At 43.3% G+C, this 14,536-nt stretch carries 17 protein-coding genes; 5 read left to right on the top strand and 12 right to left on the bottom strand.

All coding sequences use genetic code 11. The annotated features are described in order from the left end of the window. Nucleotide 1 precedes the first annotated feature (1 nt). Complete coding sequence (locus O8C68_13820) at nucleotides 2–937, top strand: aminopeptidase (GenBank protein ID MCZ7396871.1); 936 nt, start codon at nucleotides 2–4, stop codon at nucleotides 935–937. A gap of 67 nt (nucleotides 938–1,004) precedes the next feature. Here the strand turns inward: O8C68_13820 and O8C68_13815 are convergent, their stop codons facing one another. The 7 genes from O8C68_13815 to O8C68_13785 all read right to left on the bottom strand — a co-directional run bounded on the left by O8C68_13815 (nucleotide 1,005) and on the right by O8C68_13785 (nucleotide 7,989). Further along, nucleotides 1,005–1,148 carry a hypothetical protein gene (locus O8C68_13815; GenBank protein MCZ7396870.1) on the bottom strand — a complete coding sequence of 48 codons (144 nt, stop codon included), beginning with the start codon at nucleotides 1,146–1,148 and terminating at the stop codon, nucleotides 1,005–1,007. A gap of 173 nt (nucleotides 1,149–1,321) precedes the next feature. After that, the gene (locus O8C68_13810) at nucleotides 1,322–1,600 is read right to left on the bottom strand and encodes a hypothetical protein (GenBank protein ID MCZ7396869.1); all 279 of its coding nucleotides are present in this window, start codon (nucleotides 1,598–1,600) and stop codon (nucleotides 1,322–1,324) included. Between the two features lie 476 nt (nucleotides 1,601–2,076). Beyond that, nucleotides 2,077–2,661 (bottom strand): type IV pilin N-terminal domain-containing protein, encoded by a 585-nt coding sequence (locus O8C68_13805; GenBank protein MCZ7396868.1) that lies wholly within the window; start codon nucleotides 2,659–2,661, stop codon nucleotides 2,077–2,079. Nucleotides 2,662–2,809: 148 nt separating this feature from the next. Continuing rightward, nucleotides 2,810–4,567, bottom strand: coding sequence for a glycine--tRNA ligase (gene glyS / locus O8C68_13800; protein ID MCZ7396867.1), 1,758 nt, complete (start codon nucleotides 4,565–4,567; stop codon nucleotides 2,810–2,812). 277 nt (nucleotides 4,568–4,844) lie between these two features. Continuing rightward, on the bottom strand, nucleotides 4,845–5,957 hold the full coding sequence (locus O8C68_13795; GenBank protein ID MCZ7396866.1) for a hypothetical protein: 1,113 nt from the start codon (nucleotides 5,955–5,957) through the stop codon (nucleotides 4,845–4,847). 340 nt (nucleotides 5,958–6,297) lie between these two features. Continuing rightward, nucleotides 6,298–7,191 carry a DUF6159 family protein gene (locus tag O8C68_13790; protein MCZ7396865.1) on the bottom strand — a complete coding sequence of 298 codons (894 nt, stop codon included), beginning with the start codon at nucleotides 7,189–7,191 and terminating at the stop codon, nucleotides 6,298–6,300. A 204-nt stretch (nucleotides 7,192–7,395) separates the two neighbouring features. After that, nucleotides 7,396–7,989, bottom strand: coding sequence for a hypothetical protein (locus O8C68_13785; protein ID MCZ7396864.1), 594 nt, complete (start codon nucleotides 7,987–7,989; stop codon nucleotides 7,396–7,398). Nucleotides 7,990–8,080: 91 nt separating this feature from the next. On the opposite strand from O8C68_13785, the gene O8C68_13780 reads away from it, so the two are divergent. After that, a complete protein-coding gene (locus tag O8C68_13780; protein MCZ7396863.1) occupies nucleotides 8,081–8,767 on the top strand; it encodes an endonuclease V in 687 nt (228 codons plus the stop codon). On the opposite strand, the gene O8C68_13775 is transcribed toward O8C68_13780, so the two are convergent. The 4 genes from O8C68_13775 to O8C68_13760 form a co-directional block, all read right to left on the bottom strand. Then, a complete protein-coding gene (locus tag O8C68_13775) occupies nucleotides 8,759–9,334 on the bottom strand; it encodes a nitroreductase family protein (protein ID MCZ7396862.1) in 576 nt (191 codons plus the stop codon). The genes O8C68_13780 and O8C68_13775 overlap by 9 nt on opposite strands. Nucleotides 9,335–9,348: 14 nt before the next feature. After that, nucleotides 9,349–10,242 carry a formylmethanofuran--tetrahydromethanopterin N-formyltransferase gene (fhcD, locus tag O8C68_13770; GenBank protein ID MCZ7396861.1) on the bottom strand — a complete coding sequence of 298 codons (894 nt, stop codon included), beginning with the start codon at nucleotides 10,240–10,242 and terminating at the stop codon, nucleotides 9,349–9,351. Nucleotides 10,243–10,331: 89 nt separating this feature from the next. Then, a complete protein-coding gene (locus O8C68_13765; GenBank protein ID MCZ7396860.1) occupies nucleotides 10,332–10,607 on the bottom strand; it encodes a UPF0058 family protein in 276 nt (91 codons plus the stop codon). A gap of 161 nt (nucleotides 10,608–10,768) precedes the next feature. Further along, entirely contained in the window at nucleotides 10,769–11,272 is a 504-nt protein-coding gene (locus O8C68_13760) for a hypothetical protein (GenBank protein ID MCZ7396859.1), read from the bottom strand. Between the two features lie 137 nt (nucleotides 11,273–11,409). On the opposite strand from O8C68_13760, the gene O8C68_13755 reads away from it, so the two are divergent. The 3 genes from O8C68_13755 to O8C68_13745 are packed head-to-tail and all read left to right on the top strand — an operon-like array spanning nucleotide 11,410 to nucleotide 13,717. Next, a complete protein-coding gene (locus tag O8C68_13755) occupies nucleotides 11,410–12,612 on the top strand; it encodes a pyridoxamine 5'-phosphate oxidase family protein (GenBank protein MCZ7396858.1) in 1,203 nt (400 codons plus the stop codon). A gap of 2 nt (nucleotides 12,613–12,614) precedes the next feature. Continuing rightward, nucleotides 12,615–13,079, top strand: a complete 465-nt coding sequence (locus O8C68_13750) for a pyridoxamine 5'-phosphate oxidase family protein (GenBank protein ID MCZ7396857.1) — start codon at nucleotides 12,615–12,617, stop codon at nucleotides 13,077–13,079. A gap of 11 nt (nucleotides 13,080–13,090) precedes the next feature. Next, nucleotides 13,091–13,717 (top strand): class I SAM-dependent methyltransferase, encoded by a 627-nt coding sequence (locus tag O8C68_13745; protein MCZ7396856.1) that lies wholly within the window; start codon nucleotides 13,091–13,093, stop codon nucleotides 13,715–13,717. Nucleotides 13,718–13,806: 89 nt separating this feature from the next. Here the strand turns inward: O8C68_13745 and O8C68_13740 are convergent, their stop codons facing one another. Next, the gene (locus tag O8C68_13740) at nucleotides 13,807–14,469 is read right to left on the bottom strand and encodes a thioredoxin family protein (protein ID MCZ7396855.1); all 663 of its coding nucleotides are present in this window, start codon (nucleotides 14,467–14,469) and stop codon (nucleotides 13,807–13,809) included. Nucleotides 14,470–14,536: the final 67 nt, after the last annotated feature.

Here is a 14,536-nt window from a genome sequence, read left to right as displayed (position 1 = left end):
CATGATAGCTCAAGGCGCTAAAAAAGTACTGGAATGCTTCGGGGTTAAAAGAGGGGAGAGCGTGCTTATTGTAGTGGACACCAAAACCCCCTTATCCATCGGAAGGAGTTTATTCGAAGCTGCCAGAAACACAGGCTGCGATGTCATGATTGTTACCATGCTTCCAAGAACGCGGCACGGGGAAGAGCCGCCGCTTGCGATAGCAGAAGCCATGAAGAATGCCGATGTTGTTATTGCCCCGACTACGTTTTCCCTTACCCATACCCAGGCGAGGATTGATGCCTGCAAAGCGGGGACAAGGATCGCTTCCATGCCTGGAATCACGGAGAAAATGATGAATTCAGGCGGGATGATTGCTGATTATAATAAAGTCAATGGTATCGCCATCAGATTGAATGAACAGCTTGAGAATTCCCGTAAAGTGAGGGTTATTACACAGTCGGGAACGGATATCGTATTTAACCTCGATGGATGTAAATGGATGATGGACACAGGGCTCTGCAAAGAACCCGGATGCAGCAGCAATCTTCCTGCCGGCGAACTGTATATTGCGCCAAAGGATGCAAACGGCGTTTTTGTGGTGGATGGTTCCATGAGCGGGTTTGGGATTCTTGATTCTCCATTTGAATTTACGGTAAGGAAAAGGTATGTTACAGGAATTAAAGGTAAACAGGCAAAGAAACTGAATGCAATGCTGGAGGCTGTCGGGGATAAAGCTCGAAATATTGCTGAATTCGGTATCGGCATCAATCCCGAGGCGAAGCTAATCGGGAATGTGCTTGAGGATGAGAAAGTTGGAGGTACGGTGCATATCGCTCTCGGGGATAACAGTACCTTTGGCGGGGATGTGATTGCTGGGATTCATCTTGACGGCATTATCACCAAACCCAAGCTTTTTGTGGATGACGAAGAATTTATTTTGAGTTTTGATATCTGATATACAGTGGAAGAATATATTATTTAGGGCAAGCGATTTTCTGCACGGCGATTGGTTCAGAAGGTACTTAATTCCTTTTTTTTGGATTTATTAATCGAGTTCCGCATGGGAATTTCACGAAGGCATATTTATCATTGTACCATCCGAGTATCGTACCGTTGCCCCATGCATTATGTAATATTTTTGTTCCAATTTTTGTCACTTTATTCATACTTCTCCCTCTCTGGAATATGATTACAGTCTTGGTTTTTAATGCATGCCGGGAATTCCTCATATTCCTGAGTTATCACTTTGGAAAAGCAACTTTTGTTTGTGTTTCTCAGGCATTTCATAAATTCACCTCTATGTTTTTACTAAATTCAAATATCGAAAAATCTATACTTTTCATTCATTCTCCTTGGGTTTGATGACGTCATCGATCCTGAGCTGCCCCCTGGATAATGGAAGTTTGAGTGAATATTTCCCACGGGAAGTTCTAAAAATTATTTTTTGGAGATGAAACCTGTTTATCGCAGAATTTATGCTACTATAATTAATTTTAAGTTTTTTGTGTTTATTGGTTAATGCTTTAAATACCATACCCGGCGATAGTTCTTTTTCTGGATGTTCATTAAAATAATCCCATACCAGATCTGTTATTGTTTTAATTTCTTGTGTTTTCATTATTTCCTGATTGCAATGTTGCAATAATGCAATAATGCAATTAAACTATATAAAAGTTTTGGTTCAGATTCTGCCAAACTTTTCGAAGGTCAGACTGGAAAAGCCAGAAAAATAAAACAAGAAACGAGAAGCGCCAAATGCGGGCATGTTATAACTAACCTGGAAGGACTGATTGGTGGTAAAAAATCCATTTTTAACTACATGAGAAATATGTTTGAAGAGATAATATTATTAAATCATTTTTTAAATATCTCAATATTTTCATAACCGAAAAATATAAAAATGTATAAGTCTTATTTCAGTATGCTTTTGGGTTGATTCCTGAGACTATATTGTATATTAGATGATAATATGGAAGAAATAAATCAGTCTGCGGTGTTCTTTATATGCAGGGTTTGCAGCTTCGAGTTCGAGGCAGACCCAAACTTTATCCCGATACCGTGTCCGCAATGCGGGAGCGAGGACACGGAGAGGGTTTAAGCATCTTTTACTGTAGCTTGAGTAACTGCAATTACTTCGTTTGTTGTGGTGTCTATTATTGTGATTGAAACTGTGGTGTCGTAATCTAATTTCCATCTACTATCGGCATTATTGTGCCAGTCATATAAATATAAATCATTTCCATCAGACCCATAAAGTGTTATGGTTTCACCAGCGTCCCAGGAAGTACCCTCTACAATTTCGTTATCACATTCAATTATACAATTTTCTCCAGCTAAATCCCTGTAAATAACTCGCACGTCCTGTGCTGACGAAAGATGTGGATCTTCTCCTGAGGTATACGTATATCCTTTACCTGTGATGATAATTTTAGTGTCGTCCTCATTTAACGCATCGCCACCTTTATGTTTCAGCACTACGACATTTTTATGTAGAGCCTCACTACCTATATCCCCTTTCGCCTCCACCACCACAATCTTGGCATGCGGTGCGCTCTCAGGAATTGTGAAAGTAAATACCGAAACAGCTATAACCGAAACCATAATCACCGTTAGCCCAACCATCAAGGTTACTCCGATTATCGGCGATACAGCGTCATCGCTTTCCCCCACCTTCCTCATGATTAGCAAGGGTATTTTAACAAGTATTAACTTTTTCGGTTTTATTCGAGTCTACGGCACTCAAGAAATAATAAGCAATCGGAATCAGGGAACCTGTTACATTAAAGGCTTTTTCTTCGAAGTTCGTGAATCAAAAGTTCAGACATTGTTATATTATTTTGCCAGCGTCCTCGAAGGATTTGCCGCTGTATATCAGGTTGTATATATCGTCCGCAATATCACTGATACCGGCACGCACCTGTTTCATCGTATCCCTGTCCCTGATTGTAACAGTACCATCCTCAAGCGTCTGGTAATCCACTGTTATAGAGTACGGCGTGCCGATCTCATCGTTTCTTCTATACCGCCTGCCTATGGTTCCAGAATCGTCAAAGGCTACGAGTATTCCTTTGGTTCTAAGCTTTTTGACTATCTCGTTTGCGGGTTTCATGAGTTCCTCGCGCGTAAGAAGGGGCAGCACGGCGGCCTGGACAGGCGCTATTTCGGGGGGCAGGCGTAATACGATTCTCTTCTTTTCCTCTTCATCGCCAGTTTCTTCAATTTCAGCAGTTTCCTCTTCAAAATATGAGTGTTCAAGAAGGGAATATACTATCCTGTCAATCCCGAAGGAGGGCTCTATCACATGGGGTATGATATTTTCACCATGAACTTCTTCGCATACGGTTTCAAACGTTACGGCATTCTTTTCTATTTTTATTTGTTCACCATCAATTGTCAATTCAATTGCATCCCTCGATAATTCTTCAGATTTTAACGCTTTTAAAGCATTTGCGATCTTTCCCGCTTTTCCTTTGAACTTAGGACCGAGAATCCCCATGTCTGGTTTGACTGCAAAGCGCTCAAATTTTTTGGGTTTGTCGTAAGGAACATACACGGTTAACTCTGTCTCGCTCTGTCTTGCGTGTGCTTTTAAATCGTAATCAGTCCTGTCCGCGATGCCCACAACTTCAACCCATCCGAACCGTTCGCTCAGTATCTCGGCATCCCAGCAGTCTGCAGCATAGTGCGCCATTTCATCCTTCATATGCTGCCTGAACCTCAATTTCTCGGGCGACACTCCCACTCGCACGAGATATTTATGTGTCAGGGCAAGACAGTATGCGAGGAATTCATGGGCAATTATTCCTTCCTTTACTGCTTTATCTAGGGTCATCTTCCGGGACTCCCCGGCTGCCTGTCCTTCCTGCGAGTAAAGGTTCAGGACAATATCAGCGACTTCCTTGAATTTAGGATGCGTCTTGTCCCTGGGGTCAATGAATATCTCAGCCTCTGCCTGCGTAAATTCGCGAAGGCGTATCACACCCTGGCGCGGGGATATCTCGTTGCGGTAGGCTTTGCCTATCTGCGTTGCGCCGAATGGGAGGCGGTCGCGGTAGAATTTCAGGAGGCGCGGAAAATCCACGAACATCCCCTGCGCAGTCTCCGGACGAAGGTATCCAGCACGTTTTCCACCTGGACCGATGCTGGTTTTGAACATGAGGTTGAACTCATAGACCCTGCCAAGCTTGCCTCCGCATTCAGGGCATTTGGTATTGTTTTTATTGATGACCTCGGAAAGCTCATCGGTGCTCAGGGTGTCTGGATTATCCATGACGTCCTTGACAAGATGATCTGCACGGAAGGCTTCGTGGCACTTCTGGCATTCGGTGAGTGGGTCGGAAAAGCCGCCGACATGACCTGAGGCGATAAAGACATCTTCTATGCCGATGGTGGGCGATTCTATCTCGTAATACCCTTCGTTTATCACGAATATGTCACGCCAGATATTCTCAACGCGGCGCTTCAGCATTGCGCCGAGAGGTCCGTAATCATAAAAACCTGCTGTGCCGCCGTAAAGCTCAAATGAGCCCCAGAGAAAACCGCGGCGCTTGGCAAGTTCGATCACCTGTTCGTATTTGTCAGCCATGTGTAGTCCTCGTTTTTGGCTTAATACAGGGTTTGGGATTATTAAGGTTTCATTTGGACGAGTTTATTTCCCGGATGAAGTTTGAAAATTATTTCAAAAGAAATGGTGCGGAGATCATCTCTGGGCCTCTTTTTATGCAAAAATTAATAGAAAAACGGGCAGTATGTTATTGGACAGTATGTATGATTAGGCATAATAAGATTGTAAATGTCCTTTTTCGGGGAAAAAGGACACTACATGGGGCGATCTCAATATATCTTCAGGGCTTCGGGCAATTTTAGAAACCGAATTCAGTTTTGAAACTGTTTCCGGTAAGATTTATATCCCACCCTGGCGGAGTCTCACTGATCGATGTCACAATACCTGTGCACCGATTAATATAATTGCCATCACCACCATTCATAATGTCGTAGCGGGCATTACCATGAATATTGTAGCCCTCCACGTTGATGTGGTGGGCTTCATTTATGATAGCTATACCAGAAATAAAGTCTATCATAAGACCGGTTGGTTCTCTGACTCCGGTTGCAGGATTCATTCTGCATATGGGACCGTTCCCGGCGGCAATGCCGTTGATTAGTGTCACATTATAGCTTTCAATTCCATCTATAACAATGCCACCACTATCATCAGCACTTGTTATCGTGTATTGAACTAACACATCATGAGAGTTATTGATCCAAATGCCCTTTGCATCATCGTAGGTGAACTCGTTGCAATCAGTGCCTCTGGACAGGTTACATGGGGAACCAATCGTTATGTAATGGCTGTTTTGCATGAGAACTCCATCTCCGTCGGCCTTTAGCTTGCTACGGGTAATATTGATATGATCAGATGAATTCAACAGAACCCCATGATTTCCTATTCTGTTGAGGCTTAAACTATCCAAACTTATATTCCCAGATAAGTCTAGCTGTACTCCATTTACCCCAAATGCATCCAGTGAGTTACCTGCCACATCCGAGATTGTGGTGGGTGTATGAATATTAACAAGCCATATTAACTTGGCGCCTGTTGCTGGAACCTGTGCGAAGTTTGATTGGATGCAGCCTATCTTGAAGAACTTTGTTATCTTTCCTTCCGAATTATCGATTTTTATCGCATACCCAGGTGTGAGATTCTTGATCTGCCAATTGCTAATCAAGTAGGGATCCGTAGCTGTCCCGGTTCCCGAAACTACACCATTAGTGCGGTTAAAATCATTGTCACTGGTGATAAAGATCGGTTCATGAGGCAACGGATTGCAGAGAGAAGATGCTCCCGCTGGTGTAACTGAAACCGCGACCTCAAACACCGAAAGGAATAGAAGGAAACCAACTACAACAGCTATAATTCTATGATCGATTTTTCTCAAGGTTGCAATTTTCCATTTAAAAGGTACTATGTTCATAATCACTCCATTGAAACATCTACTGTAATTACCCCATTCAATCATTAATGGTCATCATATATGAAATTATCTGTATTTGAGTACAGCATACTGACTATACCACAGATGCTTTTTTGCAGGCAGTGGTTGATAAATCGCATACTTCTGACGCATTATAGAGAGCCACCACTGATAAGAGCCATACCACAGATGTTTTTTCAAGGTACGTTCAGGAGATAACACATATTACCGATGCATTATTGCAGGCAATAATCGAGATAAGCTCATAGCTTAACTTGTCGTCCACTTTGGGGCGCAGTCCTTGACTTGAAAACCAAAAATAAAGACAACAATCAGTTATTTAAATATCTGCGGGGGGCCGTAAATTTCCTGTCCCTCCTGGTTTAAACGCATTCTGCATAATTTCCTTACTATATCCTTCCGGGATTTTCCCTGTGTCTGCATAAACATACAACGCAGTATTAAATACAGTATTTGCCACACTGAACACGAGGATTACGCCGAGGAAGTACAATACGGCAATTGCTATTGTTATAATTATCCCGATGGGTCCTAAAACTGCCAGGGCAAACAATAACATGAACGCTACAATTACGCCTAGGAATAAGAATAAAAATTCAATCATACCCAGCCCGAAATACCTGATCAGGCTTTCTCCCCATGTTTTCTTTAATGTCTGTACGGATTTCTTTATTGCTTCCATCGGTCTGAGGTCATTATAAACCATTGCAGGAACTACGAAAATAGTGATTATGCTCCACATCATTCCCAAAATGGACGTGAGAATATTCACCACTATTCTCCCGGATTCGCCTGCTCTCTCTGCTAGACTATCAATTATTCTCAAGATCAGTCCCACGGTCGCCACAATAATGCTCCAGGTGAAAATCAGGCCTATCTTGGAACGGGCGAATTTTATACTCTCCGAGAAAGTAGCGTTCCCTCCCTCGAATCTTATCTTGGTTGTGTATACAACGCATACATTGAAGAAAGTAGCTATAAACGCCAGTCCAAGATATGTTATAAAAAACAAGAGATACTCTGTAATCCCATAAGATCCCGGACCCCTTCCTTCCGTAAATGAAGTGATAATGGATGGAAAGAGCATTACCAGAATAAATATGATCGAGAATATGCCCGCCAATAAAGGAAACAATAACATCTCTCTGTCTTTCTTTATCACATTGAAACTTAATTTTGTGATTTCCCAGCTTCTTGAAAATGTTTCAAACAAGATGTCCACTTCAACCTTTTCTTGGTTTCATATCTATCGGCAAAGGTAATATATACCCTTTCCTGCGGGAGCGGGATGTGGAAACCTCACGCGGGATCCCGGGCACAATAAAACCATCGGCTCGCCTTCTTGAGATTTTCAAATACTATCCAGGGCCTGTCCCAAATCCTCAATAATATCGTCGGCATCCTCAATGCCCACCGATTAACGTACAAGCTCATCTGCATTCCCGTACCTCAGATAGAGCTTCACAAGCGCATCCTCCACTCTCGTCAGTTTCTCGCCCTCAAACCCCTCAAGATTGATGTTCATCCTTTCTGCCATTTCAGCGGCTTTACTGGATACAGGCACATCTATCTTCCACACTCCTCTTAACTCCCTCAAGAAAATCTGGGCTGTAACCTCGCCGATCCCTTTAAATTCCATTAACTTACTTTTCAGCTCTTCAGTGTTCCTCGAATGAGCATAAAGTTCCTCGAGCGAGCCGTATTTTTCCTTGAGTTCTTTCATTATATTCAGCAATTTCGTAGCTGTTGAGAAATCGTATCTCACATACCCTCCTTCATCCAGAATCCTCACAAGTTCATCCCATCCCGCATTTATGATTTTATCAGGGCTCAGGATTCCGTAATTCTCAAAAGTTTTGTAGGTTTTCATTGCTATTTTTTCGCTTATCCTTGCCCCAAAAAGGATGGAAGCCAGAAACCACCTGAACCTGCCCGAAGGCTTTGTAAGCTCTATCCCTAGGTCTTCGCTGTACAATGGAAAATTGGAACACAGGGTTTCCACTCTGTCCATAATACATGTTTTGTGAATAATCTATAATGAACCTTGCTTAAATAGTTCGTCGATGATATTATGAAAGAATAACAAACATTAATTGCGAACTATGGCAGACATTTCTGATTTCTTCCCCTCCGACACATCCAGAAACTCCCTTCTCACCGCACAGAAGCTTGTCGCTGAGAGAGCGATAACAGAAGACGATTTCGGCAAGCTTCGGTTAATCGCGGGAGTTGACCAGTCATTCCTTGACGATAAAATCATCTCAGGCATCATAGTGCTGAAATATGATTCGCTTGAGGTCGTAGAGCGCGTCCATTCCGTCCAGCCTTTGAGTTATCCCTACATCCCCACGTTCCTGAGTTTCAGAGAGGGACCCGCTATCGTGAGCGCTTTTCAAAAATTGAAAACACCTCCTGACATCCTGATGGTGGACGGCGCTGGCGTCAATCATCCCCGCAGCGCCGGTATTGCCACGCATGTAGGTGTGGCGCTGGATGTACCAACAATCGGGATTACGAAAAAGATTCTATGCGGCACGGGGGATGAGCCGTCACAGGTTGGCGAGGCGAATCCGCTCATCTATGCAGGTAAAAAAGTCGGATGGCTCCTTAAATCCACCAAACGAAGCAGGGCGATAGTGGTAGCGCCAGGGCACAGGGTTTCGCTGGATAGCTCCCTTTCGATCGTGAAAAAATGCCTTCGCGGTCACAAGCTTCCAGAGCCCATCAGGCTCGCGCATGAGTATGTGACCGGGCTGAAGAAAGAAGCCTCGGCATCTTTACTATCTTAACCAGACCAATTCAGGCTCAGCCCTTCCCGGCGCCTCGGTTTTACCCTTCGGGTACCCGAATATCAGCGGCGCAACAGCCTTGTAGCCCTCAGGCGCCCCAAGTTCTTTCAAGAACGCTTCATCCATGAGCGCGGGCAGCACGCCTCCAATCCAGCAGCTTCCGATGCCATGAGAATGGGCTGCAAGCATCATGTTCTGGGCTGCCATTGCACAGTCCCAGTCGGTTGTCATAGCGCTTTTATTCCCGAGAACAATCACAAGGACTGGGGCATTATAGAACATACTCGTGCCTTTTGTCTTTAGAAATACAAGGAAATCGGAAGCTTTTTTGGAGGCATTTTTCATCGATTCCAGTAAAGGGATCATTGAGCTCTTGCCCCGCTCCGAGATTTTCCCCATAACGTCTTTGTTTTTTATCACTAAAAAACTCCACGGCTGCGTATTGAAACCGGAAGGAGCGTATCTTGCGCAATCGATAAGAAATTTGATCTCTTCATCAGATACCTGTTTTTCACTATATTCACGCACGCTGCGCCTTGTTTTGATTATTTCAACTACGTCTTTCAAAATAATTCACCCATTTAAAATAGCTCATTCAGGTTGAACTTGTACGGACCGAGTGTGCCGCCGTAATTGCCCGCGCTTATCTTTTTCACGCCAGGGAGCTTCACAGCAGCTTGTATCCCGGCTTTCATGGAGCTACTGATTGCTTCCACGCTCAAGCCGTTGATCACGATTTCGTATATGGCATTCACATCAGCAGGCACTTTCGTGTCTTTTATTTTTGCTTTGATAGAAGGGCAGTATTTTTCGTTCGTGGTCGCCTTCATGAATTTATAATTTGTAAAGCCCACCTTCGAGCCGCTTGCAACTATACCTCCCGGGAAAGGGGTGATCGTACCTTCAAGCTGGGCTATCGCATCCACCGCGTTCTCAGCCGCAGCCAGGGCAGCCATCTGGTTATCAGCCATTATAAAGAAATTCCCTCCAGCTATACCGTCCTGCGCCCCGATGCTGTGCTCGGCAATGAAATCCCCCTGCATCATGGGTATCTTATACGCTTTCCTTCCACCGATACTTGTCTCGGATTCAAAACCATCCCCGAAGAACTTTAGCTTGAATCCTGTATCGAATTGCTTCTCAGCTTTTGGAAGCCCGTTCCACATCGCAGCCGTTGGCGCTGTCAGGACGCACTGTCCGAGGCGTTTTAAAAGCTGCTCCTCGAGAGATTTAAATCCAAACGTGCATATCTGGATGTATGCACCCGGCCTTCCGTCCGGCGTCTCGTTTCCATTCACCACTTTTTCAATACCAGCCTCTGCAGGGCACATTATTACAGATGTCCCGAAACCTGTGGCTTCCTGGGCTGCAACTTTTGCCCATCTCTTGGTTGCACCTGTGATCAATACTCTGGCTATCTTTATTGGAAATGCTTCCGCAAATGTATCTTCTATCTGTACTCCATTGAGTTCCATATTGTTCCCTCATGCACTTTTCTTAATGTAGTTCCTAATATACGCTTCGAAATGTTTTGAGAAAAAATTAAAAAAAGAAAAAATCGTTTTTAGTGCAGCATTTCATCCACAGCACGCGTGGCAAGCTCCTGCATTCGCACCTGGGTTCTCCCTGGTCCAGAGAATTCGTCGTGAGTCATTATGGATGCAATCTCTTTACCCAGGACGAATATCGCGTGTTTGTGTTCGGCTTTGCTGCGATGCACATGTATTGGACTTATCTTAAGGGAATGGTACTGGGAAAATTCTCCCTGCCCGTTTTCCTCAAAAAATCTTTTCATTTGCACCATCAGTGTGTGTAGCTGGATCAATTCTTCCTTGTGTATAAAACCGCCTCCTAACTGTTGATACTGTTTACCGCTGATGCAGTAATTCTAGATTCATTCACCTTTATTCGATACTAAAATGGTTTGTACGGAAGAATATTTCCTATCTTCTAAACTTAAAGATTGCGATTTAATTCTAATGATTCTTCGTGACTATTTATTTATGGATTCACGATGATCTTCTGATGCTGTAAACGGGGATACTCCTTGATATAGAACCCATACGTTCCTGGCATGGTAAAAGTGTAGTTGAACTGTTTAGTGTTCCATCTTAATACTGCTCCTGTGTCGTTCATATCCCATAATCTCTGTTCGCTCACAATAGTAAGCATCTCGCCCGATGTAGCATCGTTGATCCATATCATGGTATCTCCCGCATATACATTGAGTGTAAGATTCTGGTACACGATTGGCGTATAGTTCGTTTCAATTACCCTCTTGAAGCCATAAAACTCATCAACAAAAGACTTGTACACAGAAGGTATTCGTACCGGCGTTGGAGTTGGCGTGGGTGTCGGGCTGGGAGTAGTGGGAACAACCGCAGGCTTTGCCGTCTCGGTAGCGGTTGGGGTTGCAGTGGGAGTACCGACTTGCTTCCCCACACATCCCAGTAAAACCGATGATAAAATTATAAGCATTATTGTGATTAATTTAATTTTCTTCATGCCTTCACCGGATTTAACAATAGTATTGTTCATAAATAACATTATCGATTTGTTCTCTGATAGCGATTTATTAGAGAGGTTTATTATTAATGCCTCACATCAAACCTATGTGTATGGGTAACAGTCAAATAAAAGAAATGAAGTGGATATATGAAGAGATCGTGGGAAGAATTCCGCCTTTTTCCCTTGTTTCATACCAGTACAGCATTCTCCTGCAGTTGTTTTTTCTCCTCATACTCGGTCTCACACTCGGCTTTGTCTTTGACCTGAGGCTGATTTCCCTGCTCTACGGTTCGCTTGCCATCATGGTTGCGGTTTTATGGAGCCTTTTGATTCTGCAGCTTGGTCCCACTCTTCGCAAATTCCGGGCGCCGCTGAGTAAAGATGAAAATGAATTACTCAAGCAGTATAAGGGAATACTTTTTCACAGGAAGCATTACGAGGCAATCCCGGGATTAGCGATTTTCATTCCTTTTATGCTGTATCTTTTCTATTTTGGCACGAATTTATTGGAGTACTGGATCGGAAAAAACCCGCACATTATACTGTTGCTGTTCGTCAGTCTCCTGATCTGGGATATTTGTTACAGGATGGGGCTTGCGCTTTGGACATCCATCCTCGCCCTGTGGAGATCTATCAGGCTTCAAAGGCTTGCAGAAAAAAGAACCGAACTTGAACATACGCCCTATACGGAACTTCGCTCCCTGCGGAAGCTTGATATCAACAATGTTTTCTTCGGAATAATCTCGCTTCTTTTAATACCATTGTTTCAGATTGATAAATTTCTCGTTATAATAATCCTCATTTTCATGGTTTTCATATCTTTAATTTCAATGATTTCAGCCTATATAGTATCGAAAGTTCCCTGGCTCCCGCCCGATATATACAATCTCGTAAAAGATTCCAGTTTTGCCTACATAGGAACTTCTTTTAAAGGCGTGCCGCACGTAACGCCTGTGGTCTATGTTTTCGACGGGCAGAAGATTTTTTTTAATACCTCAAAGGAGGCAAAAAAATTAAAAATAATGCTCAAAAACAACAAAGTGGCTTTCTTGATAGATAAAAGGGACATGAGCAATATATATGAAAACAAGGCTGTATTATTTACAGGCGAAGTAAAAATCTATGGGCTTCTGGATATTCCGCTTCGGCTTATCCAGATGCTTGCTGCGTTAAAGCTTTTCATGAAAAAATATCCCGAATATACAAGAAAGTATTCAGCTTCGGAATTGCCTAAAGCCTGGCAACTAACCCCCATTATAGCAAGGATACTGGTGGAGGTAAAACCCATTAAAATCATATACTGGAGAGGGGCAAAACAAATCAGCGTGCCGGTGTGACCATGAGAATCCCTGATGAGATGCGAAATATACTGTACGGCAATTATTTCGGCTATGTCTGCACAAGCGACAGGTATGACCAGCCGCACCTCACGCCCGTATTCTTCGTATACGATGAGCATTCTCAGAAAATATTCTTTATCACCAATGATAAATCAAAAAAGGTCAAGAACATATCCGAAAATCCGAATGTAAGCATAACCATCGATATAAGAGACTCGAAGAATCCCTTCAACAACGAAGGCGTTATGGCGCAGGGAACAGCCAAAATAACAGAAAAGGCACCTATTTATTTCCTGTCAGAGGAGACGCTGCGGTTATACTATGACATATATATGGAATTCAAAAGCAAATACCAGGAAGTAATTGAAAACAAGCCCCTCGGGGAGAACGATGTGATTATACAGATCAGCATTGAAAAAATGGTGTACTGGAGAGGACCACATTTTAAGTCTGTAAGGCTTTAGATGGCGTAGCTATGTATATCGATTCCTATACTTCACGCTGTAAAATCTTCAAGCTGATACCGCCCGGCTCAAAAGTGCTGGAAATCGGCTGCGGCTCGGGGAGGCTTGCCAATCTTTTGTCGATGAGGAAAAAATGCATCGTGTATTGCGTGGAGAAGGAGCCCAAAATGGCATCCATTGCAAAGAGCAAATGCGTGGAAATGCTGAATATGGATATCGAAACGAAAGAACTGCCTTTTGGTGATGGAGCGTTTGACTGCATCCTCCTTGGAAATGTCCTTGAGCATATGAAAGAGCCCTCAAAAATATTAGCCAACCTGAAAAAATATCTCTCAGATAGCGGTTTTTTAATATATTCCGTGCCCAACATTGTCAACTGGCATTCGAGGATGACTATTTTTTTCGGGAAGTTTGAATATGCAGAAAGCGGCGTTTTTGACAGGACGCATCTTCGGTTTTACAATCTTAACTCTGCAATAAAGCTCGCAGAGGATGCAGGATACAGAATTGTTTGGCTTGATGTTACGCCGAGCGTTTATCTTTTCAAGGAAAAACTGAATTTCCTGTGGTATGGATTCGCAAAGCTCTGGAAAAATCTTTTTGCGGACGAGTTCGTCATTCAGGCGAAAAAGGGGTAGGATTATCACCGCAGAGGCGCTAAGAACGCAAAGAATGTGTTTTGCGTGGCTTTGCGCCCTCAGCGTCTTTGCGGTGTTGATAGTTATCGCTAAGAATACATGGGATTATATCCTTTGCTGAGCGCCAAGGCTATCTGCTCGAGAAATATCTCCGGCGGTTGCGCCCCTACGAAAAAAGTATCCTCGTTGATCACGATGTGCGGAGTGCTCATGATACCGTATCTCTGCACGAGGTGAGGGAACTCGGTCATCTCGACTACGTCAGACTTTATGAACTCGCTCTCGATTGCGAATTGATGCGCAATCCTTGCAGCTCTCGGACAGTAAGGGCATGCGGGTGAAACAAATACCTGTATATTTACAGGTTTTTTTATCTCTGCCAGCTTTTTCTTAATATTGTCTGCTAACGATGTTGTCCCTCTTGAAACATCCAAAATGTCTTCCACTATCACCGGAAACTCATAGCCAGCAGGTACACCGTAATACCTGATACCGTAATCCGATTTCCCGACAATTGCAATGGCTGGGATTTTTTTTATGTCGTATTTTATGTCTTCATCACCGTCCTTGACAAAGTCGTACACTTTCGTTTTTATTTTCGGGGAGAGCGTTCCCAGCTCAAGCACAAGCTCCCTTGCTTCCCTGCAGAACTGGCACTCAAGTTCCTGCGTGAAAACGATGAGTTCCACATCACCTGTTAGTTCTGCGAAGTGTTTTTTCAAATGCTCTTTTTCTTTATCCGGGATTATCATACAGTTTCCTTAGTTCTACTCAAATGAATTATTAATTCAAAATTCTTTGGGTGCAAGTAATAAATCC

This window comes from Candidatus Methanoperedens sp., from assembly GCA_027460525.1.
In the GTDB taxonomy this organism is placed as follows: Archaea; Halobacteriota; Methanosarcinia; order Methanosarcinales; family Methanoperedenaceae; genus Methanoperedens.
The sequence above is the reverse complement of the archived record's forward strand: the minus strand, read 5'-3'. Positions and strand labels throughout refer to the sequence as shown.

What these genes read in the sequence shown, in the direction of transcription:
- O8C68_13795 (MCZ7396866.1), bottom strand. Translation starts at nt 5,957, where the DNA reads ATGAACATAGTACCTTTTAAATGGAAAATTGCAACCTTGAGAAAAATC.
- O8C68_13785 (MCZ7396864.1), bottom strand. Translation starts at nt 7,989, where the DNA reads ATGGACAGAGTGGAAACCCTGTGTTCCAATTTTCCATTGTACAGCGAA.
- O8C68_13755 (MCZ7396858.1), top strand. Translation starts at nt 11,410, where the DNA reads ATGAAGTGGATATATGAAGAGATCGTGGGAAGAATTCCGCCTTTTTCC.
- glyS (MCZ7396867.1), bottom strand. Translation starts at nt 4,567, where the DNA reads ATGGCTGACAAATACGAACAGGTGATCGAACTTGCCAAGCGCCGCGGT.
- O8C68_13745 (MCZ7396856.1), top strand. Translation starts at nt 13,091, where the DNA reads ATGTATATCGATTCCTATACTTCACGCTGTAAAATCTTCAAGCTGATA.
- O8C68_13815 (MCZ7396870.1), bottom strand. Translation starts at nt 1,148, where the DNA reads ATGAATAAAGTGACAAAAATTGGAACAAAAATATTACATAATGCATGG.
- O8C68_13740 (MCZ7396855.1), bottom strand. Translation starts at nt 14,469, where the DNA reads ATGATAATCCCGGATAAAGAAAAAGAGCATTTGAAAAAACACTTCGCA.
- fhcD (MCZ7396861.1), bottom strand. Translation starts at nt 10,242, where the DNA reads ATGGAACTCAATGGAGTACAGATAGAAGATACATTTGCGGAAGCATTT.
- O8C68_13820 (MCZ7396871.1), top strand. Translation starts at nt 2, where the DNA reads ATGATAGCTCAAGGCGCTAAAAAAGTACTGGAATGCTTCGGGGTTAAA.
- O8C68_13750 (MCZ7396857.1), top strand. Translation starts at nt 12,615, where the DNA reads ATGAGAATCCCTGATGAGATGCGAAATATACTGTACGGCAATTATTTC.
- O8C68_13760 (MCZ7396859.1), bottom strand. Translation starts at nt 11,272, where the DNA reads ATGAAGAAAATTAAATTAATCACAATAATGCTTATAATTTTATCATCG.
- O8C68_13805 (MCZ7396868.1), bottom strand. Translation starts at nt 2,661, where the DNA reads ATGAGGAAGGTGGGGGAAAGCGATGACGCTGTATCGCCGATAATCGGA.
- O8C68_13780 (MCZ7396863.1), top strand. Translation starts at nt 8,081, where the DNA reads ATGGCAGACATTTCTGATTTCTTCCCCTCCGACACATCCAGAAACTCC.
- O8C68_13810 (MCZ7396869.1), bottom strand. Translation starts at nt 1,600, where the DNA reads ATGAAAACACAAGAAATTAAAACAATAACAGATCTGGTATGGGATTAT.